Below are 19,805 nucleotides of genomic sequence, written 5' to 3' on the forward strand. Positions count from 1 at the left end.
TATGAATATATTAACTACAGCTCAAAAATCTAATGAGGCCATTCAAGAGGAAGCCAAAGCTTTGGCTTCCTCTATGCATATGGCCTATATAAAAAGAGGAAAATTATCTATACCAGCATTATTTAATGCTCATCCATGTGATTTTATTGCTGTTCTTTCTGGTAATGGCTTAACTATTCATTTTCCTGATAATCAGCAACATAGCTTTCATTTATCCATGGCTCAATTACGTATACTACGTTTGCAACGTGGAGAAGGAGATCATTTAATTAATGCTGTTCAGAAAATACTAAGTACTAATGAAATAACTGATAAAGAAGAATTTTCGTTTCTTGATTGTACAATTGGTCTTGGTAGTGACAGTATCGTCGTGAGCTATGCTTTTCTTCAGGCTAAAATAAAAGGTCTAGAAGGTTCTTTACCTATATGGCTTGCTACATCTTATGGTTTAGCTCATTATTCGCATAATGTGAAAAGTGTGACGGACGCATTACGTCGTATTGAGGTAAGTTATGATACCTTTGAAAACTATGTACCTAATCTACCAGATGAAAGTATAGATATTATTTATTTTGATCCTATGTTTGAGGTCCCTGTAGAGGATAGTCCTCAATTTAAACCACTTCGTGGACATACTGTGGAAAGTCGTATTGATGATAAAATTATGGAGGAAGCTATGCGTGTTGCCTCTTATGGTGTTATCATTAAAGAACGACCATTTAGTTCTGTCTTTCAGAAATATCCACCTCACCAATGGGTGGGGGGAAAATATAGCCGTATAGGTTATGGAGTATATATGAAGGAGTTATTGTGAATCCCTTAATAACCATCGTTGGACCTACTGCGGTAGGCAAAACAGATCTTACCTTGGACTTAGCAGAACAGCTACATGCTGAGGTTATTTCTGGTGATGCTTACCAGGTTTATAAACAATTCAATATTGGTACCGCTAAACCATCGGTGGATGAACTTAATCGGGTGAAACATTATCTCATCGATATACTGGAACCCAATGATTCATATTCGGTATCTATTTTTCAAGATCAAGCTAAAGAAATAATTGCAAGATTAAAAGATAGAAATATTCTTCCTATTCTGTCTGGTGGTACAGGACTGTATGTCCAATCATTATTGGAGAACTACAACTTTAATGATGTTAAACCTGACGAATATTTGCGAGCAGAACTTGATGAGCTCTATAGTACAAAAGGTATTGAAGGCTTACGAGAATATGCTTTCACATTAGGTAAAGAGCATAATATAGAGATACAATATAGCGACAAACATCGTTTGTATCGAGCTATTGAGATATTGCATCATGGTGATGTAGATTCGTTGCGAAATCAGACAAAAGATGGTGTATCCTATAAAGGTCCTGTTATCGGTCTCATGAGAGATCGTGATAAATTATATGAACGCATCAATTTACGCGTTGATATGATGTTTGATGCAGGTTTGATTGAAGAGGTGGAACAACTCATAAAATCTGGAGTGAATCCAGATTGCCAAGCTTTTAAAGGTATTGGCTATAAAGAGGTTGTAGACTATATAAATGACAATATAACATTAGATGAGTGTCGTGACTTAATTAAGAAGAATACACGTCACTTTGCTAAGCGCCAAATTACATGGTATAAACGTATGCCATATATAGAATGGATACATATTGATAGCAATACATCTAAAGATTTTATATTTAATAAAGCTATGGATTTAATCCGTAGAGAAGGATTAGCATGACATTAGAAGAAATACGCAGTAAAGCCCTAGAAATGGCTGAACCAGAATTTAAGAAATTTGAACCTATTGCATTGGCCAATACAAAAAAAGTATTAGAAGCCTTTAAGGAATGCCAAGTATCTGATTATCATTTCACTGGTACTACTGGTTATGGATATAACGACGTAGGGCGTGAAAAATTAGATGAAGTATTTGCCTATGTATTTAAAGGTGAAAAGGCTATCGTTCGTCCTCATTTTGTTTCTGGTACACATGCGTTAGCTACTACATTAATTTCTTTGATGGGAAATGGCTCTAAAGGGACAGAGTTTATCTATGCCGTAGGGGCTCCTTATGATACAATGCAATCCGTTATCGGTGCCGCTCGTGAAGTACGTGGTTCTTTAGTAGAAAAAGGCTTTACCTATACTGAGGTTCCATTGAAAGATAATACCTATGATGTTGAAGCTATTGCTAACGCTGTTAACGATAATACGCGGGTAGTAGTGATTCAACGGTCTCGAGGCTATAGCACACGTGAACCTTTATCTATTGCAGATGTTAAGGTTATTGTAGATGCTGTAAAAGCTAAAAACTCTAAAACGATTTGTTTCGTAGATAATTGTTACGGTGAATTTACAGAGCTGCAAGAACCATTAGAAGCTGGTGCTGATATTATGGCTGGCTCTCTCATTAAAAATGCAGGTGGCGGTTTAGCACCAACTGGTGGTTATATTGTTGGTAGAGAAAACCTTGTAGAGGATGCAGCGTATCAATTGACAGCTCCTGGACTTGGCGATCATATGGGTTCATATGCTCCTGGTTATCGCTTGTTCTTCCAAGGTTTATTTATGGCACCTCACGTAGTATTACAAGCTCTTAAAGGTGCTGTATATACGGCTGCTGTAGGTGAGTTACTAGGTTATGATGTATTCCCTAAGGTAAATGCTGATCGCTATGATTTGATTCAAGCCATTAATCTGAAAAATGGGGAAGAAATGGAGCATTTCTGTGTAGGTATGCAAGCCTATTCTCCTGTAGATGCTCACGTACATCCTATTCCTGGGGATATGCCTGGGTACGAAGATAAAATCATCATGGCTGGTGGTACCTTTGTACAAGGTTCCTCTATTGAACTCAGTGCCGATGGTCCTATACGTCCACCATATACAATTTTCATGCAGGGTGGCCTAGTGTTTGAACATTCCATGCTTGGTATTTTAGGAGCTGCTGAAGAACTATTAAAACATAGATAATGTTTAGAATCTCTTTCTTTTGTGAAAGGGATTCTTTTTATTTCAAATCTTTTCAATATACCTATTTCTAGGCTATAATATAAGTTGCTATAATTTTATAGCAATACTACTCGGACTTTTACACCGAACTAGTGTTTTACACGTCAGGCTTTCACCCTGATTAGTTTTATGATCAAGAGATCATTAAAAGGAGAAAGTATGGAAAAAGTTATCGCTGTAGCTATGAGTGGCGGCGTAGACAGTTCTTTAACTGCTGCAATGCTATTAAAACAAGGCTATAAAGTATTTGGTATTACCCTATGGTTATGGGTGAGTGGTACGCCCTATGATGAGGTGCCTCTTGCCGTAACTGATGCTAAGAAGATGTGTGATTTTCTTGGTATCGAGCATCATGTTATCGATGCTCGTGATGTATTCTACGAAAACGTAGTAGATTACTTTGTAAAAGAATATGCCTATGGTCGTACGCCAAATCCTTGTGTATTTTGTAACAAGAACATCAAGTTTGACTTGATGCTTAATCGTGCTCTTGAATTAGGTGCCACACATATGGTAACTGGTCATTATGCACAAGTAAATTATAATGAAAAAACAGGTCTATATGAGTTACATAAAGGTGTTGATCCTACAAAAGACCAAAGTTATGTTATGTACAATATGAACCAACGTATTTTGAGTCATCTTATGTTCCCATTAGGTGGTCAATGTAAGACTGAAACACGTAAATTAGCTGCTGAATATGATTTGCCAGTCGCTAAAAAACCAGATAGTGTAGATATTTGTTTCTTGCCTCATGGGAATTATCAAAAGCTTGTGGTAGAAGAAATGAAGGGTAAGCCAGAGTCTGGTAATATCGTTACCGAAGATGGTGAGGTATTAGGTAAGCACAACGGCTTATTTAATTATACGATTGGTCAACGTAAAGGCCTTGGTATTGCTTATAAACACCCTTTATATGTTATTGGATTTAATGGGGATCGTAATGAGGTCATCGTGGGTCCTAACGAACATCTCTTTACAAATCGCATGATTTGTAAGTTCTATAACTTCTTAGATGATACAATTCATAAGGAATTGAAGGCAGAAGGAAAAATTCGCTATGCAGCTAATCCTTCTCCTTGCACAGCACGTATCCTCGATGACGATACAATGGAGGTTATTTTTGAAGAACCACAACGGGCTATTACCCCAGGTCAGTCTGTAGCCTTTTATAATGGCACTCAATTATTGGGAGGTGCTGTTATCGATCGCGTATGTTAGAAAGGAGAATACAAGTTCTTTGAACTTGTTTACATGGTATGTCAACGAAAAAGATTCGAAACTTCTGTATTATAGCTCATATCGACCATGGTAAATCAACCATCGCTGATAGATTAATTGAATATACTGGTACATTACAAAAACGTGAAATGGAGGCTCAAGTTTTGGACTCCATGGACCTTGAACGTGAACGCGGCATTACTATTAAAGCGCAATCTGTTCGTATTTTGTATAAAGCTCAAGACGGTGAAGAATATATTTTGAATCTCATTGATACTCCGGGCCACGTCGATTTCAGCTATGAAGTATCTCGTTCTCTTGCAGCTTGTGAAGGGGCATTACTCGTAGTCGATGCTGCACAAGGTGTGGAAGCACAAACGTTGGCAAATGTATATCTCGCTTTAGAACATGATCTTGAAATCATTCCTGTTATTAACAAGATTGATTTGCCGTCAGCAGATCCTGATCGCGTTAAACAAGAAATTGAAGATATTATTGGTTTAGACGCTTCTGATGCTGTATTATGCTCTGCCAAATCAGGTATCGGTATTCCTGATATTTTAGAAGCTATTGTAAATAAAGTTCCTGCACCACCAGATAAATCTGATAAGCCAACAAGAGCCTTGATTTTTGATAGCCGTTTTGATGTGTATAAAGGTGCTATTGCTTATGTCCGCGTAAAAGAAGGGTCTATAAAAGCAAAAGATACAATTCGCATGATGCATGATAAAAAGGACTTTGATGTTACAGAACTCGGTATTTTTACTCCCAATCTTGTACCTGTGCAAGAATTACCATGTGGCTCAGTAGGTTGTATTGCAGCTAGCATCAAAAATGTAAAAGATTGCCATGTAGGCGATACTGTAACATTAGCTAATAATCCTGCATCAGAACCATTGCCTGGTTATCGTAAGGCTGTATCTATGGTGTACTGTGGCCTTTATCCAACAGAATCTAAAGATTATGAAAACCTTCGGGATGCATTAGAAAAGTTACAGCTTAATGATGCTGCCTTAGAATATGAAGCAGAAACATCATTGGCATTGGGTTTTGGTTTCCGTTGTGGGTTTCTCGGTCTTTTGCATATGGACGTAATTCAAGAACGTTTAGAACGTGAATATAACTTGACGCTTATTACGACGGCTCCATCTGTAAATTACAAAGTGTACAAAACAAATGGGGAAATGCTCGAAGTCGATAATCCTGCTAAATTACCACCTCCAACGGAAATTGACTATATCGAAGAGCCTTATGTAAAGGCTACAACAATTGTACCTAAAGATTTTGTTGGTACTATCATGGAATTATCTCAAGATAAACGCGGTGAATATCAATCTATGGAATATTTGGATGAAACACGCGTATCTGTCGTTTATCACTTGCCATTGAGTGAAATCATTTATGATTACTTTGATAAATTAAAATCCGCTACAAAGGGATATGCATCTCTTGACTACGAATTGATTGGATATAAACAATCTCCAATGGTTAAGATGGATATTCTCTTAAATGGAGATCCTGTGGATGCATTATCCATTATTGTACACAAAGACCGTGCAGCTGCACGTGGTCGTGCATTAGCTGAGAAATTGAAAGAATTGATTCCTCGTCAAATGTTTGAAATTCCTATTCAAGCGGCGGTAGGTACAAAAATTGTGGCTCGTGAAACTGTAAAAGCTTGGCGTAAGGATGTTTTGGCAAAATGTTACGGTGGTGATATTTCTCGTAAGCGTAAATTACTTGAAAAACAAAAAGCCGGTAAGAAACGCATGAAGTCCGTCGGTTCCGTAGAGATCCCGCAAGAAGCATTCATGGCGATTCTCAAGGTTGAGGACTAATAAAATGAAAACAGATTCTGATATTCTGAATCTGTCTACACTGAGGGATATGGGGCTATATGTCCATATCCCTTTTTGTAAACAGAAATGTATGTATTGTGATTTTCCTGCTTACCAAAATTTAAAAGATTATTACGAAACCTATGTATATGCTTTAGTTCAAGAAATCGATTTATGGGTCTCTGAACATCCAGAGTCAACATCTAAAGCTATTGATACAATTTATTTTGGTGGAGGTACGCCTACAGAATTATCGATTCAACATCTACAGATGATTCTTGATAAAATCAAAAACACTTTTACAATTACTGACGATTGTCATATGACTATTGAATCGAATCCTGGGGAAGTAAATTTACATTATTTAACGAAATTAGTTAAATTTGGTTTTAATCGTATTAGCTTTGGTGTTCAAACATTTGACGATAAGGCACTTACCATGCTTCATCGCAGTCACAACGGGGAACAGGCAAAACAAGCCGTTTATGATGCTAAAGAGGCGGGCTTTGCTGATATTAATATTGATTTGATTTATGGATTACCAAGACAATCCTTAGACGATATTAAACGTAATTTAGCAGTCGTAGAAGAGTTGCCTATTAATCATATTTCTACTTATGGATTACAAGTAGAAGTGGGGACCTATTTATATCATTTAGTTCAGAAAAATCTTATTTTCATTCCTAGTGAAAGTATAGATGAATCAATGTATGATACAATGATGGCTGGTTTAAAAGAATTGGGTTTTGAACGATATGAGATTTCAAATTTCGCCAAGGCTAATTCCTATAGTCGTCATAATTTAAAATATTGGCACTATATAGATTATTTAGGCTTTGGTGCTGGTGCTCATTCCTTCTATGACGGAGTACGCCGTAGTAATAATCGTAATGTAATGCCCTATATACAATCTGTTGACAGATATATTATGCCTACTATTGATACGGAGACGATTACTTTAGAGCGAGCTCAAGAGGATTTTTCCTTTTTAGCCCTTCGCACTAAATGGGGCCTTGATGAGCAAAAATTCGAAGATAAATTTGGCGTATCTGTCCATGATTTATTTGGTACTGCTTTAGATGATTTAGTTAGTAAAGGTCTATTAGAGTATCAAAATGGAAGTTATCATTTAACCGCTGAAGGTGCCAAGCATGGGAACTATGTATTTAGTCAATTTATTCGTGAGTAATTTCTCACAGTTTCTCAAAATCTAATATGTTAGTATAAATAGGATGATGGTGAATAAGCATGCTAGATTTGAGGAGGAGCGATGAAGACATCTGTAATATTACACGGTTTACATAATGAATTTACTTTAGATCAAATGAAAGCATGCATAGAACTTGCTGAAAAATATGGTGGATCCTTCCGTCATGTTGTAACAGGTATACAAATTACAGGTATTGAAAAAGATGATAAGGAACAGTTTATTTCTGAATTGCCTGATGGCGTGACAACTGTTATTCATAGAGGTGTTAATTCCTTAATTGCTTGTGTAGGTAAAGGCCATTGTAAAAATGGACAAATGGAAACTAAAGAATTGGCTGATTATGTAGAGAGAAAACATTACGGCCGAAAAACCTCTCACAAGTGCAAAATCGGCATCAGTGGATGTGGACGTAACTGCCCAGATGCAATGGTAAAGGATATTGCCTTTATCGGTACATCTCAAGGTTTTATGTTGGCTGTTGGTGGTAATACAGGCATGAGACCTGAAGCAGGAAAAATTTTAGCAAGAAAACTAACTATTGAGCAATCTAAAAAAGCTGTAGATATTTTGATTGATTGGTATGCTAAATATGGTGAACCTCGTGAACGTATGGGGAAACTGTTGGAGCGTCTTGGTAATCCATTAGAAGGGGTAGATCTATAAATTAATTAGTACATTTTAGTTCTAATTGATTTATAGTTTATAGTCCGTAAATTCTTGGGCCAAAAAAGTATTTTAACTAAGAGTTTATTGACAACTAAATTATTATATATAAACACTTATACTATTTCAGGTTTTAATAATATAAATTTTATTAGACCAATATATTCTAATATTTAAATTTTAGGATATGACATAAACGTAGATAGTATAAGTGTTTTCTTATTGTTACACTTTGATTTTTTGACCAATTAATTAAAAATATTGAATTGTCTTTTTGACTAAATAGATATTATTTGACTTTTTAAGGATTTTTCTGCTTGACATTTTTTTTGAATATGATAATATTATACATGCGATTAGCACTCAAAGTTAATGAGTGCTAACAAGAGGTGTCATTATGGATGAAAGAAAACAGCGCATCTTGCGAGCCATAATTGAAGACTATGTTAAGTCCGCAGAACCTGTAGGATCTCGAACGATTGCTAAAAATTATGATCTTGGCATCAGTCCTGCTACGGTGCGGAACGAAATGTCCGATTTAGAGGAATTAGGCTATTTAGAGCAACCTCATACATCGGCTGGGCGTATTCCTTCAGCTAAGGGCTATCGCTTATATGTTGATTCTATGCTGAGTCGACAACCTGTTCCATTACAGGATGCTGAAAAAATTGAAATGTTATGGAAACGTTCCAATGGATCAACGAGTGAACTCTTTCTAAATATGGCTAAACTACTTTCACAGGTAAGTCATAGCATGAGTTTATTCTTAGCACCAGCCCATGATAGAGCATTAATCAAATACATTCATGTATTACCGCTAGATAGTCATCAAGCCATTATGGTAGTTATTACTGAAACAGGAGCACTCGATAATGAGTTGATGTACTTTGGTGAAAGTGTTTCACCAGAGCTTTTACAAAGTCTAGCCATACAATTTAGCAATGCACTACAGAATGTAAGTATTGGTCATGTAACGGCTGAGGCCTTAGGATCTATATTGGTCCATATGGAAGGACCGCAGGGAATTTTATTAATCCTTTCGGAGACATTATTACGAGCTATTAATAAACGTAAGTTGTTCTATTCGGTAGGTACCACAGAGTTGTTAAATCAACCAGAGTTTAAGTCTGTTGAGAAGGTACAACCCTTGCTTTCCTTAGTGGAAGAACAAAATCAATTAGGACAGTTATTAAAAGATGATTCTCCAACACCTGTTAAGGTCAAGATTGGTATTGAGAATGAAACTGAAGCGCTACATTCAATGAGTGTGGTACAAGCTGATTTTACGAATCAAGATCAGCCTATCGGAACTCTTGCTATTCTTGGTCCAACGCGGATGGAATACGGACGTATCATCGGCATGTTGTCCCATATGAAACATATAATGGAAACTATGGTAAAAGAACAAAACAGAAAGGGCAAATAATGGCTGAAGAACAAGACATTAAACAAGAAACAGTGGAGGAAACAGAGGATACTACGAATGTAGAGGAACCAACTGTTGAAAAAACTGAAGAAGCTGTGGCTGATGCTGCTCAAGTGTTAGAAGAACTTAAAGCCGACTTTGATAATCGCTATAAACGGTTACAAGCGGACTTTGAAAATTTCAAACGTCGTACTAACCAGGAAAAAGAGCAACTTGCTGGATATGTAAAAGGGGATGTATTAACGGACCTTCTTCCTGTATTGGATAACTTTGAACGGGCCGTTCAAAGTCCTGCAGAAGGGGAAGCAAAAGTATTCCTCGATGGATTCATTATGATTCATCAAAATTTGATGGCTATGTTATCTAAACATGGTTTAGCTGTTATTGAAGCTGTGGGGCAACCATTTGATCCAAATTTCCATCAAGCGATTATGCGTGTACCGTCAGATGAATATGAATCCGATACGGTGTGTGAAGTATTGCAAACTGGCTATACTGTTGATGGTCGTTGTATACGTCCAGCAATGGTAAAAGTTGTTGAATAGATTATAAAGTTTTAGGAGGTATATATTATGGCAAAGGTAATTGGTATTGATTTAGGGACAACAAACTCTTGTGTTGCTGTTATGGAAGGCGGCGAACCTACGGTTATTACAAATCAAGAAGGTGCACGTACAACTCCTTCCGTTGTTGGGTTTGCAAAAAATGGAGAACGTTTAGTTGGTCAATTGGCTAAACGTCAAGCTGTATCTAACCCAGAAAATACAATCATTTCTATTAAACGTCACATGGGTACAGACTACAAAGTAACTGTAGAAGGTAAATCTTATACTCCTCAAGAAATTTCTGCAATGATTCTTCAAAAAATCAAAGCTGATGCAGAAGCTTACTTGGGCGAACCTGTAAAACAAGCTGTTATTACAGTTCCTGCATACTTTACAGATGCTCAACGTCAAGCTACAAAAGACGCAGGTGCCATTGCAGGTCTTGAAGTACTTCGTATCATCAACGAACCTACAGCAGCTGCTCTTGCATATGGTGTAGATAAAGATGAAGATGGTAAAGTTCTTGTATTTGACCTTGGTGGTGGTACATTCGACGTATCTATCCTTGAACTTGGTGACGGTGTATTTGAAGTATTAGCAACATCTGGTAATAACCACCTTGGTGGGGATGACTTCGACCAACGCATTATGAACTACCTTATTGAAGAGTTCAAAAAAGAAACTGGTATCGATTTATCCAATGATAAATTAGCTGATCAACGTTTAAAAGAAGCTGCTGAAAAAGCAAAAATTGAATTGTCTGGCGTAGCTAGCACAAATATCAACTTGCCATTTATCACAGCTGATGCTACTGGTCCTAAACATTTGGATGTAACATTGACTCGTGCTAAATTTGAAGAATTAACTGCTGATTTGGTACAAGCTACTATAGAACCTACTCGTAAAGCTATGAGTGATGCTGGCTTATCTGCATCCGATATCGATAAAGTATTGTTAGTTGGTGGTTCTAGCCGTATTCCAGCTGTACAAGAAGCAATCAAAAAAGTATTGGGTAAAGAACCAACTAAAAATGTTAACCCTGATGAATGTGTAGCTATTGGTGCTGCTATTCAAGGTGGCGTATTAGTAGGTGAAGTTAAAGACGTATTGTTACTTGACGTAACGCCATTGTCCCTTGGTATCGAAACAATGGGTGGCGTATTCACACGTATTATCGATCGTAACACTACAATCCCTACATCTAAATCTCAAGTATTCTCCACTGCCGCAGATAACCAACCATCTGTAGATATCCATGTATTGCAAGGTGAACGTGAGTTCGCAGCAGATAATAAAACATTGGGTCGTTTCAACTTGGATGGTATCCCAGCTGCTCCTCGTGGGGTTCCTCAAATCGAAGTAACATTTGACATCGATGCTAATGGTATCGTACATGTAAAAGCTAAAGATTTAGGTACTCAAAAGGAACAAAAGATTACCATTACTTCTTCTAGCGGCTTGAAAGAAGAAGAAATTGACCGCATGGTTAAAGAAGCTGAAGCTCATGCAGCGGAAGATAAAGCTAGAAAAGAAGAATTAGATGTTAAAAACAATGCTGATTCCTTAGTATATCAAGCTGAGAAAGCATTGAAAGACCTTGAAGGTAAAGGCGATGCTGCTTTGATGAAAGAAGTAGAAGAAGCGAAAGATAAATTGAAAAAATCTATCGAAGCTGGCAATATCGAAGACATCAAAAAAGATAGTGAAGCTTTGGAACAACCATTACATAAATTAGCAGAACAAATGTATGCAGCAGCTCAACAAGCTCAACAAGCAGCTGGTGGTGCTGAACAAGGTCAACAACAAACAAAATCTGATGACAATGTAGTTGATGCTGATTACACAGTAGTGGATGATGACAAGAAATAAGAAGGGTTGGTAACGAATGGCACGAGATTATTATGACATCCTAGGGGTTAGTAAAAATGCCTCTCAAGATGAAATCAAAAAAGCCTTCCGTAAAAAGGCACGCCAATACCACCCAGATGTAAATAAAGATAATCCAAAGGAAGCGGAAGCAAAGTTTAAAGAAGCTAACGAAGCTTATGAAGTCTTGTCTGATGAAACTAAAAAAGCTCAATATGACCAATTCGGCCACGACGCCTTCAAACAAGGAGGCGGCGCTGGTGCCGGTGGTTTCCAAGGCGGCTTTGGCGGTTTCGGTGGTCAAGCTGGAGGCTTTGGTGATATCTTTGGCGACATTTTTGGTGGCATGTTTGGTGGTGGACGCCAACAACAAGGCCCTCAAAAAGGTAATGACTTGCGTGAAGATATCGATATTTCCTTTGAAGATGCAGCCTTTGGTAAATCTATGGAAATTGAAGTGCATCGTCATGAAGAATGTGATCACTGTCATGGTACTGGTGGTGAACCAGGCTCTCGTGTCGATACTTGTCCAAACTGTCATGGTTCTGGTCAAGAAGCGGTTATTCAAAATACTCCATTTGGACGTATGCAGTCCGTTCGCACTTGTTCCCGCTGTCATGGTACGGGTAAAAGCATTGAAAAACCTTGCTCTAAATGCCGTGGTACTGGCGAAATGTTGGCTAAACGGAAGATTTCCATTAAAATTCCAGCTGGTGTAGATAGCGGATCTCGTTTACGTGTAGCCAATGAAGGGGAACCTGGTATTTTAGGCGGTCCTAAAGGGGATCTCTATGTATATATCTTTGTTCGTCCTCACAAGGAATTTGAACGAAATGGTAATGACGTTATTAGCCGTGTAAATATTAGCTTTGCTCAAGCTGCTCTTGGTGCGACTATACAAGTTAACACTTTAGATGGTAAAGTAGAGTTAAAGATTCCGGAAGGTACTCAAACGGGAACGGCATTCCGCGTAAAGGGCAAAGGTATACCATATTTGCGTAACCCTAACCAAAGGGGTGACCAACACATTGTGGTAACCGTCCAAACGCCTAAGAAGTTGACAGACACTCAACGTGAGCTATTGTTACGCTTTGCAAATGAAAGTAATGAAGATGTAAATAACTTACAAGTGAGCAAAAGTCTCTTTGAAAAAATCAAGGACTGTTTGACTAAATGAACAGCTCATGTGAAGGAATGGTTTGTTCCATCACATTCCCTATAAAGGAGCATATATGCAATGGATAGAAGTATCCATTGTCTGTGAAAGAGTAGCCACCGATGAGGTGACTACTCTTTTTGACGATTATGCAGACAATGGAATTATAGAAGAAGATGTTGAAAATCAGCCTAATTTAATAAAATTAACTATGTATGCTGATATATCACTCGATATGAATATGATTAAGGCGGATTTAGTAAAACGGCTTACTGAGGCCAATATCAAGGTTATATCAATAGATACAGATATTCTTGATGAGTCAACTTGGTTAAACTCTTGGCAACAGTATATTGAACCTACAGAAATTTTACCTAACTTAATCATTAAACCAGCATGGCAGGAATACAATAATGTAGATAATAAAATTATTATTGAAATTGATTCAGATATTTCCTTTGGTACCGGGTCTCATGAGACGACACGGACTTGTGCAGAGCTATTAAAATCCTATAGTAAATCTATGGATCTTGATACAGTTACTTGTTTGGATATTGGTACTGGCACAGGTATTCTTTTATTAGTAGCAGCCCATTTAGGTATTAAAAATTTAGTTGGTATAGATATAGAAGAGTATGCTGCAAATCAAGCTAGAATTAACTGTGAGAATAATCATGTATCTGCTGAAATCATTTGTGGTAATTTGGATAGTGATTTCAATGGTACTGCCCAATTAATTTTAGCTAATCTAACAGTGGATCCCCTTAAAATACTATTACCTCAAATTGGTAAGAAACTGGATGATAGGGGCATTTTGATTATTAGTGGCATTATTGATGATCGTTATGATGAAATCATGCCATATATTGAGGCTCATTGGCATATTATTGAGGAGCGCGTTGCAGGGCCTTGGCATACGTTTGCGCTAGAAAAACGATGAAAAAGATTTTTATTCCTACACCATTAGATGAAATAATAGAATTGCCGAAAGATGTAACCCATCATGTACTACATGTATTTCGCCATAATATGGAGAAGCCTATAACTGTAACCGGCAGCGACAATCGTTGTGGTACATATCAAATTACAGCAGAAGTAGATGGTAAAGCTCAAGCAAAACTGATTGAATATGTAGAAGGAAATCTAGCATCGTATCGTACTATTCTAGTTCAATCATTATTAAAAGGTGAAAAGCTAGAATGGGTGTTACAAAAGGCGACGGAGTTAAATGTGGATACAATTTATCTTGTGCCCACAGCTAACTGCGTAGCTAAATATGATGAAAAAAAGCTTCAATCAAAAGTAAATCGTTGGGAAAAAATAATGCTAGAAGCAGCTCAACAATGTGGACGAAATCACTTGCCTACACTAGTAGTAGGAGAGACGCTTTTACAAGCATTAGACATTGAATCTGAGGCGTTGAAATTGGTAGCCTATGAAAATGAAGCAGGTCAGACTATCAAAGATGTACTTAAAACTTTACATTCCGATAAGTCTGTAACTGATGTTTTAATTTGTATAGGTCCTGAAGGGGGCTATCAAGAGAAGGAAATCAATGCTATTATAAAATATGGTGGAAAATCAGTATCGCTGGGAAATACAATTTTACGGGCTGAAACTGCTGCTATTGGATCGTTAGCGATGATTCGATATGAATTAGAATTATAAATTAAATAAGAATAGAGAGGTGCAATGAAAACCGTTGCTTTTACAACCTTAGGGTGTCGCGTAAACCAATATGATACAGATGCCATGAAAGGTTTATTTTTACAAAATAATTACGAAGCGGTAGACTTCGATGAAAAAGCTGATATATATGTAATTAATACCTGTTCTGTAACGAATATGGGGGAAAAGAAATCCCGTCAATTAATCCGCAAGGCAAAGCGTCAAAATGAAGATGCCTATGTTATTGTAACTGGTTGTTATGCTCAGCTTGATCCAGATGCGATTGCCGCTATAGATGGTGTTAATCTCGTTATTGGTACAAATAATCGCTCTAAAATTGTTGAATTAGTAGAGCAATTAGAATCTACAGAACGACAAATCAATGCTGTTCGGGATATCATGAAGGAATCTAACTTCGAGGAAATGCCGTTATATGGTAATGAATCTGACAAAGCTCGTGCGTTCATGAAAATTCAAGAAGGTTGTAATAACTATTGCGCCTTTTGTATCATTCCTTATACTCGAGGAAAATTAAAATCTCGTAAAGTTGATGATATTGTACAAGAGGCAAAACGTTTAGTAGATCATGGATTCCATGAAATCGTATTAACTGGTATACATTTGGGTAATTACGGTGTCGAATTACCAGGTCGTCCAACATTAGCTGATGTGGTAAAAGCTTTATTAGAGATTCCTAATTTATACCGCATTCGTTTCGGGTCCATTGAATCCGTAGAGGTTTCTGATGAGTTAGTAGAATTAATGGCTACCAATAAACGTGTTTGTCCTCATTTACATTTACCATTACAAGCTGGTTCTGATCATGTATTAAAGTTGATGAAACGCCATTATACATTACAAGAATATAAAGATTTAATTACAAGTTTACGTTCTCGTATTAAAGATTTATCAATTACAACTGATATTATTGCTGGTTTCCCTCAAGAAACTGATGAAGACTTCGAAGAAACATTGAATACAGTACGTGAAATTGGATTTACGCACATTCATGCCTTCCCATACTCCATTCGTGAGGGTACACCTGCAGCCACCATGGCGGATCAAGTACCAGAAGCTGTTAAGAAGACTCGTGTAGCACTTTTAAATGGCCTTAGCCAATCTGGTTATGAACGATACGCAAAATCTCGCATTGGTAAGCCTGGTGAGATTCTCATCGAAAAGGAAGAGAATGGATACTATATGGGCTTAACAAATGAATATATAAATGGTAAAGTTAAGTCTGATGGGACACGTAAAATTGGTGATCTCGTTGGTGGAACTGTTGTAGGTTTAGAAGATAATTATTTAATTATTGAGTAAGGAGTTAGATTATGAGTGACTGCATTTTTTGCAAAATTATCAATGGTGAAATTCCGTCTAAAAAAGTGTTAGAAAATGATAAATTCTATGCTTTTTATGATATTCAACCTGTAAAAAAAGTTCATGTATTAATCGTACCTAAAAATCACGTGTCTAATATTGCACATCTTAATGAAAAGAATGCAGATTATGTTGAAGGGTTACTGCCATTTGTTCGTGATGTAGCAAAAGAGCTTGGTATCTCTAAAGATGGATATCGTTTAATTTTTAATACTGGTGAAAAAGCAGGCCAAACTGTATTCCATATGCATGCACACCTTTTAGGTGGAGAAGAGATGGGCTGGCCAGAAGCCTAATTTTGAGTATTATGCATTCTTTTTATAATACTCATTAAAAAACCTATAAAATATACTTGAAAATATTGACAACATCTATACCTATACATATAATATTATATGTGCGTATGTAAATTATCAGCACTTCCCGAGATTATTTTTGGAGGGAGGGATATAGATGTCTGAAATCAAAGTCGGTAAAAACGAAACGCTTGAAAGTGCTCTTCGTCGATTCAAACGCTCCTGCCAAAAAGCGGGTGTTTTGTCTGAAGTAAGAAAACGCGAACACTATGAAAAACCAAGCGTAAAAAGAAAGAAAAAATCTGAAGCAGCAAGAAAACGCAAATTCAGAGCATAAGATGATTACCCTAATTCTGCCTTTTCATGGCTTTATGAAATCCAGAATTAGGGTTTCTTTATTATATACATAAGGAGGAAATATGAGTTTAAAAGATCAATTAAAGGAAGATATGAAAGCAGCTATGAAAGCTCGTGAAGAAGGTAAAACAGCGTTATCTGTAATTCGTATGGTCAATAGTGCCATAAAAAATACAGAAATCAATGACAAAATTGAGCTAGATGATGCTGGCATTCTTGGCATTTTAGCTAAAGAAATGAAAACTCGTCAAGATTCCTTAACAGAATTTGAAAAAGCGGGACGTGAGGACTTAATTAGTCATGTAAAAGAAGAAATGGCTGTATTGCAAAAATACTTACCAGAGCAATTGAAAGAAGATGAAATTCGTACAATTGTACAAGAAGCCATTGCTGCATGTGGTGATAACGTAAATATGGGCAATGTTATGAAACATGTAATGCCAAAAACAAAAGGGCGTGCAGATGGTAAGGTTGTCAATAATATTGTTAAAGAATTACTTGGATAATATATAGTGATATCAACGACCATTCTATATACAGTTATTGATTAAAGTTGATAGTATTGGATGTGTTAGATGTAACTTTAAAAGAATAATGAAATTCTATAGAAAGTTATTGACATATATTTTCAACATATGATAATATGAACTCAATAAAATAATTGGTCAACGAAGACTCCACTTTAGATATATAGATTTATATATTTATTTGTTGGAGTCTTTTTCTTTTAGGAGGAACAAATATGTCGACAACTAACGAATTATTATATTACATTCCGGCGGGTCAATATGGGAAAGAAGGCGTTCTTGCATTATTAGAACAACATCCTGAAATCAAGTTCGTATCTCTTGTAGGTATTGACTTAGCAGGTAATGATACTGATGAAAAGATTCCTATCTCAGCATTCTTCGATGACTACGAATCTTTCTTTGAAGGTCGTGCTGTTCAAACAGATGGTTCCTCTGTAGTACTTACAAATATTGCTACATTAAATAATGCTCGTGTAGATATGTGGGGCGATCCAAGTGTAAACTGGTTTGTTGATTACAACTACGAAAATATTGATCCTGTTACAGGATTACCAACTGGTACACTTCGTATTCCTGCATTCTTGATGCATAACTATCGCTATGTAGATTCTCGTTCTATTTTAAAACGCAGCTGCGACTATGTACGTGCTGAATTATTGGCTTTGATTAAAGAACATGGTTTACCTGGTATGCCGCATGTGAAAGCTGATGAAGTTGTAGATATCATTTTCACATCTGCAACAGAACTAGAATTCTGGGTAAAAACTCCATCTAGAACAGTTACCAAAAAAGAATTATCCGTATCCCAAAAATTACAAGAACAATACTGGCAACGTACTCATGGTACAGTTCGCACTGCATTAGAACAAGCTGTTGAACGTCTTGATAGATATGGTATGGTTGCTGAAATGGGTCATAAAGAAGTAGGTGGCGTTAAAGCTAAACTTGATGAAGATGGTCATGAAGCCGTTGTATTAGAACAATTAGAAATCGACTGGAAATTCTCAAATAATCCATTACAAACAGCAGATAATGAATTACAAGCTCGTATCATTGTTCGTGAAGTATTCCGTGAAAATGGTCTTGATGTAACATTTAATGCAAAACCAATAATTGGTGTAGCTGGTTCTGGTGAACATACTCATTTTGGTGTTATGGCTAAATTAAAATCTGGTAAAGTTGTTAACTTATTTAGCCCAGAAGATATGCGTAAAGAATCTGCTAGCTCTTTAGGCATTGGTGCAATTATGGGACTTTTAAAACACTATGAAGCCATTAATCCATTCATCAGCTCTACAACAGATTCTTTAAACCGTTTAAAACCTGGGTTTGAAGCGCCAGTATGTATTGTTACATCTTTAGGTACTGATCCATCTGAACCTAGCCGTAACCGTACAATCCTTTGCGGTTTAATTCGAGATATCGATAATCCTATGGCGACACGTTATGAATTGCGTTCTCCAAATCCTTACACCAATACATATACTGCTTTAGCGTTGATCTTTATTTCTGCATTTGATGGTATGAAATATGCCATTACATCTGGTAAAACACAAGCTCAATTGGAAGCAGAGCTTTCCAAAGAAGTAGGTGAAACATCTGATTATCTTGCTACAAATCGTGCATACCGTACTGAAAAAGATGTGTTTGATGATTTCACACAAGAAGAACGTAATCAAATGTTTGGTGTTGCTCCAGCTACTGTATGGGAAAACATAAAGGGTTACCAAAATAATCCTGAATTAGTAGAAACATTGGCTCAAGGCAATGCATTTGCTAAAGATTTAATGGACTCCTTTATTGCCTCCATTCTTAAACGCTGGAAACTAGTATTGGCTAACCGCTTAATCCCAAACAATTTGGATACAGTTCGTAGCATGGTTGCAATTCATACTGACAGCCGAAATAGTGTAGATGATAAACGCTTTGCAGAAGTTAATGACTTACGTTTCTACCTTGCGAAAGATAGTGATGATCGTAAATCCTTATTCACTCGTTTAATTGATGCACTTAATGATGGTGAATATGATTTAGCATCCCAATTACAAATCGAAATGAATGATAAAATGGAAGAATTAGAAGCTAAGTACGCTAACTACGCTAAAAATATCTTCTAATAAAATCAATTTATTAATAAAAATGGCCTCTACTACGGTAGAGGCCATTTTTCATTTAAATATATCTAAATAAATTAGATATATTCAAACAAAACGATTTAAATTTTATTCGTTATGTCCAATAAATTTTTCTACTAATACTAAGCTACATACAAGTACAAAAATTGCAACAGACCAAATTAAATTATCAAATGATGATTCATGATTGATAATTAGAAGTCTTACAATTGCAGTTATGCCAATGTATAAAAAGAAGTTAAGTGGAAAGTGGAAGTTATTTTTAAAGTATTTAACGATGAGTGCAATAAACTCAAAGTATAGAAAGAAGGTAATTAGTTCTTCAATCAATAAAGAGTATGTACTATAACCTTGAATATTCGCCCACGTAACATAGACAAGACTAATCAATGTATTAATAAGTGCAATACAAAGTGCAATACCAACGCCTACAAGGGCTATATTTTTTATCGTTAATAATAGTTTAGAAATACGAATCCACATATATAATTCACCTACAA

19 protein-coding genes are annotated in these 19,805 nt (G+C 36.5%); 18 read left to right on the forward strand and 1 reads right to left on the reverse strand.

Annotated elements, in window-relative coordinates:
* The first annotated feature begins 1 nt into the window (after nt 1).
* The 18 genes from HMPREF0873_RS01350 (at nt 2) to HMPREF0873_RS01435 (ending at nt 19,287) form a co-directional block, all read left to right on the forward strand.
* Nucleotides 2–814, forward strand: coding sequence for a class I SAM-dependent methyltransferase (locus HMPREF0873_RS01350; RefSeq protein ID WP_008713862.1), 813 nt, complete (start codon nt 2–4; stop codon nt 812–814).
* A complete protein-coding gene (miaA, locus tag HMPREF0873_RS01355) occupies nt 811–1,740 on the forward strand; it encodes a tRNA (adenosine(37)-N6)-dimethylallyltransferase MiaA (RefSeq protein ID WP_008713864.1) in 930 nt (309 codons plus the stop codon). The genes HMPREF0873_RS01350 and miaA overlap by 4 nt, the downstream gene beginning before the upstream one ends.
* Nucleotides 1,737–2,975 carry a methionine gamma-lyase family protein gene (locus tag HMPREF0873_RS01360; RefSeq protein ID WP_008713866.1) on the forward strand — a complete coding sequence of 413 codons (1,239 nt, stop codon included), beginning with the start codon at nt 1,737–1,739 and terminating at the stop codon, nt 2,973–2,975. Before miaA ends, HMPREF0873_RS01360 begins: the two co-directional genes overlap by 4 nt.
* A gap of 198 nt (nt 2,976–3,173) precedes the next feature.
* Entirely contained in the window at nt 3,174–4,235 is a 1,062-nt protein-coding gene (gene mnmA, locus HMPREF0873_RS01365) for a tRNA 2-thiouridine(34) synthase MnmA (RefSeq protein WP_038125351.1), read from the forward strand.
* 38 nt (nt 4,236–4,273) lie between these two features.
* On the forward strand, nt 4,274–6,073 hold the full coding sequence (gene lepA / locus HMPREF0873_RS01370; protein WP_008713870.1) for a translation elongation factor 4: 1,800 nt from the start codon (nt 4,274–4,276) through the stop codon (nt 6,071–6,073).
* A 4-nt stretch (nt 6,074–6,077) separates the two neighbouring features.
* On the forward strand, nt 6,078–7,262 hold the full coding sequence (hemW, locus tag HMPREF0873_RS01375; RefSeq protein ID WP_008713872.1) for a radical SAM family heme chaperone HemW: 1,185 nt from the start codon (nt 6,078–6,080) through the stop codon (nt 7,260–7,262).
* A gap of 81 nt (nt 7,263–7,343) precedes the next feature.
* Nucleotides 7,344–7,946, forward strand: a complete 603-nt coding sequence (locus HMPREF0873_RS01380; protein ID WP_004695732.1) for a nitrite and sulphite reductase 4Fe-4S domain protein — start codon at nt 7,344–7,346, stop codon at nt 7,944–7,946.
* A gap of 397 nt (nt 7,947–8,343) precedes the next feature.
* Entirely contained in the window at nt 8,344–9,372 is a 1,029-nt protein-coding gene (hrcA, locus tag HMPREF0873_RS01385; protein WP_021148127.1) for a heat-inducible transcriptional repressor HrcA, read from the forward strand.
* A complete protein-coding gene (gene grpE, locus HMPREF0873_RS01390; RefSeq protein WP_004696996.1) occupies nt 9,372–9,917 on the forward strand; it encodes a nucleotide exchange factor GrpE in 546 nt (181 codons plus the stop codon). The genes hrcA and grpE overlap by 1 nt, the downstream gene beginning before the upstream one ends.
* Nucleotides 9,918–9,944: 27 nt before the next feature.
* Nucleotides 9,945–11,786, forward strand: coding sequence for a molecular chaperone DnaK (gene dnaK / locus HMPREF0873_RS01395; RefSeq protein WP_004697142.1), 1,842 nt, complete (start codon nt 9,945–9,947; stop codon nt 11,784–11,786).
* Nucleotides 11,787–11,802: 16 nt separating this feature from the next.
* A complete protein-coding gene (dnaJ, locus tag HMPREF0873_RS01400) occupies nt 11,803–12,960 on the forward strand; it encodes a molecular chaperone DnaJ (protein ID WP_004695739.1) in 1,158 nt (385 codons plus the stop codon).
* 55 nt (nt 12,961–13,015) lie between these two features.
* Nucleotides 13,016–13,879 carry a 50S ribosomal protein L11 methyltransferase gene (locus tag HMPREF0873_RS01405; protein ID WP_008713878.1) on the forward strand — a complete coding sequence of 288 codons (864 nt, stop codon included), beginning with the start codon at nt 13,016–13,018 and terminating at the stop codon, nt 13,877–13,879.
* Nucleotides 13,876–14,607, forward strand: coding sequence for a 16S rRNA (uracil(1498)-N(3))-methyltransferase (locus HMPREF0873_RS01410; protein ID WP_004695742.1), 732 nt, complete (start codon nt 13,876–13,878; stop codon nt 14,605–14,607). The genes HMPREF0873_RS01405 and HMPREF0873_RS01410 overlap by 4 nt, the downstream gene beginning before the upstream one ends.
* 24 nt (nt 14,608–14,631) lie before the next feature.
* A complete protein-coding gene (gene mtaB / locus HMPREF0873_RS01415; RefSeq protein ID WP_004695745.1) occupies nt 14,632–15,927 on the forward strand; it encodes a tRNA (N(6)-L-threonylcarbamoyladenosine(37)-C(2))-methylthiotransferase MtaB in 1,296 nt (431 codons plus the stop codon).
* A gap of 11 nt (nt 15,928–15,938) precedes the next feature.
* A complete protein-coding gene (locus HMPREF0873_RS01420; RefSeq protein ID WP_004695748.1) occupies nt 15,939–16,283 on the forward strand; it encodes a histidine triad nucleotide-binding protein in 345 nt (114 codons plus the stop codon).
* A 157-nt stretch (nt 16,284–16,440) separates the two neighbouring features.
* On the forward strand, nt 16,441–16,620 hold the full coding sequence (gene rpsU / locus HMPREF0873_RS01425; RefSeq protein ID WP_004695751.1) for a 30S ribosomal protein S21: 180 nt from the start codon (nt 16,441–16,443) through the stop codon (nt 16,618–16,620).
* Nucleotides 16,621–16,702: 82 nt separating this feature from the next.
* Nucleotides 16,703–17,146, forward strand: coding sequence for a GatB/YqeY domain-containing protein (locus HMPREF0873_RS01430; protein WP_004695753.1), 444 nt, complete (start codon nt 16,703–16,705; stop codon nt 17,144–17,146).
* A gap of 236 nt (nt 17,147–17,382) precedes the next feature.
* The gene (locus tag HMPREF0873_RS01435; RefSeq protein WP_008713883.1) at nt 17,383–19,287 is read left to right on the forward strand and encodes a glutamine synthetase; all 1,905 of its coding nucleotides are present in this window, start codon (nt 17,383–17,385) and stop codon (nt 19,285–19,287) included.
* 105 nt (nt 19,288–19,392) lie between these two features.
* On the opposite strand, the gene HMPREF0873_RS01440 is transcribed toward HMPREF0873_RS01435, so the two are convergent.
* Nucleotides 19,393–19,788, reverse strand: a complete 396-nt coding sequence (locus HMPREF0873_RS01440; RefSeq protein WP_004695756.1) for a phosphate-starvation-inducible protein PsiE — start codon at nt 19,786–19,788, stop codon at nt 19,393–19,395.
* Between the last annotated feature and the right edge of the window lie 17 nt (nt 19,789–19,805).

Origin of the sequence: Veillonella sp. 3_1_44, assembly GCF_000163715.1 — a bacterium.
GTDB lineage: Bacteria > Bacillota > Negativicutes > Veillonellales > Veillonellaceae > Veillonella > Veillonella parvula_A.

Bases quoted from the DNA above. Each gene is read 5' to 3' on its own strand.
- HMPREF0873_RS01350 (WP_008713862.1), top strand. From the start codon at position 2: ATGAATATATTAACTACAGCTCAAAAATCTAATGAGGCCATTCAAGAG.
- HMPREF0873_RS01360 (WP_008713866.1), top strand. From the start codon at position 1,737: ATGACATTAGAAGAAATACGCAGTAAAGCCCTAGAAATGGCTGAACCA.
- mnmA (WP_038125351.1), top strand. From the start codon at position 3,174: ATGGAAAAAGTTATCGCTGTAGCTATGAGTGGCGGCGTAGACAGTTCT.
- lepA (WP_008713870.1), top strand. From the start codon at position 4,274: ATGTCAACGAAAAAGATTCGAAACTTCTGTATTATAGCTCATATCGAC.
- hemW (WP_008713872.1), top strand. From the start codon at position 6,078: ATGAAAACAGATTCTGATATTCTGAATCTGTCTACACTGAGGGATATG.
- HMPREF0873_RS01380 (WP_004695732.1), top strand. From the start codon at position 7,344: ATGAAGACATCTGTAATATTACACGGTTTACATAATGAATTTACTTTA.
- hrcA (WP_021148127.1), top strand. From the start codon at position 8,344: ATGGATGAAAGAAAACAGCGCATCTTGCGAGCCATAATTGAAGACTAT.
- grpE (WP_004696996.1), top strand. From the start codon at position 9,372: ATGGCTGAAGAACAAGACATTAAACAAGAAACAGTGGAGGAAACAGAG.
- dnaK (WP_004697142.1), top strand. From the start codon at position 9,945: ATGGCAAAGGTAATTGGTATTGATTTAGGGACAACAAACTCTTGTGTT.
- dnaJ (WP_004695739.1), top strand. From the start codon at position 11,803: ATGGCACGAGATTATTATGACATCCTAGGGGTTAGTAAAAATGCCTCT.
- HMPREF0873_RS01405 (WP_008713878.1), top strand. From the start codon at position 13,016: ATGCAATGGATAGAAGTATCCATTGTCTGTGAAAGAGTAGCCACCGAT.
- HMPREF0873_RS01410 (WP_004695742.1), top strand. From the start codon at position 13,876: ATGAAAAAGATTTTTATTCCTACACCATTAGATGAAATAATAGAATTG.
- mtaB (WP_004695745.1), top strand. From the start codon at position 14,632: ATGAAAACCGTTGCTTTTACAACCTTAGGGTGTCGCGTAAACCAATAT.
- HMPREF0873_RS01420 (WP_004695748.1), top strand. From the start codon at position 15,939: ATGAGTGACTGCATTTTTTGCAAAATTATCAATGGTGAAATTCCGTCT.
- rpsU (WP_004695751.1), top strand. From the start codon at position 16,441: ATGTCTGAAATCAAAGTCGGTAAAAACGAAACGCTTGAAAGTGCTCTT.
- HMPREF0873_RS01430 (WP_004695753.1), top strand. From the start codon at position 16,703: ATGAGTTTAAAAGATCAATTAAAGGAAGATATGAAAGCAGCTATGAAA.
- HMPREF0873_RS01435 (WP_008713883.1), top strand. From the start codon at position 17,383: ATGTCGACAACTAACGAATTATTATATTACATTCCGGCGGGTCAATAT.
- HMPREF0873_RS01440 (WP_004695756.1), bottom strand. From the start codon at position 19,788: ATGTGGATTCGTATTTCTAAACTATTATTAACGATAAAAAATATAGCC.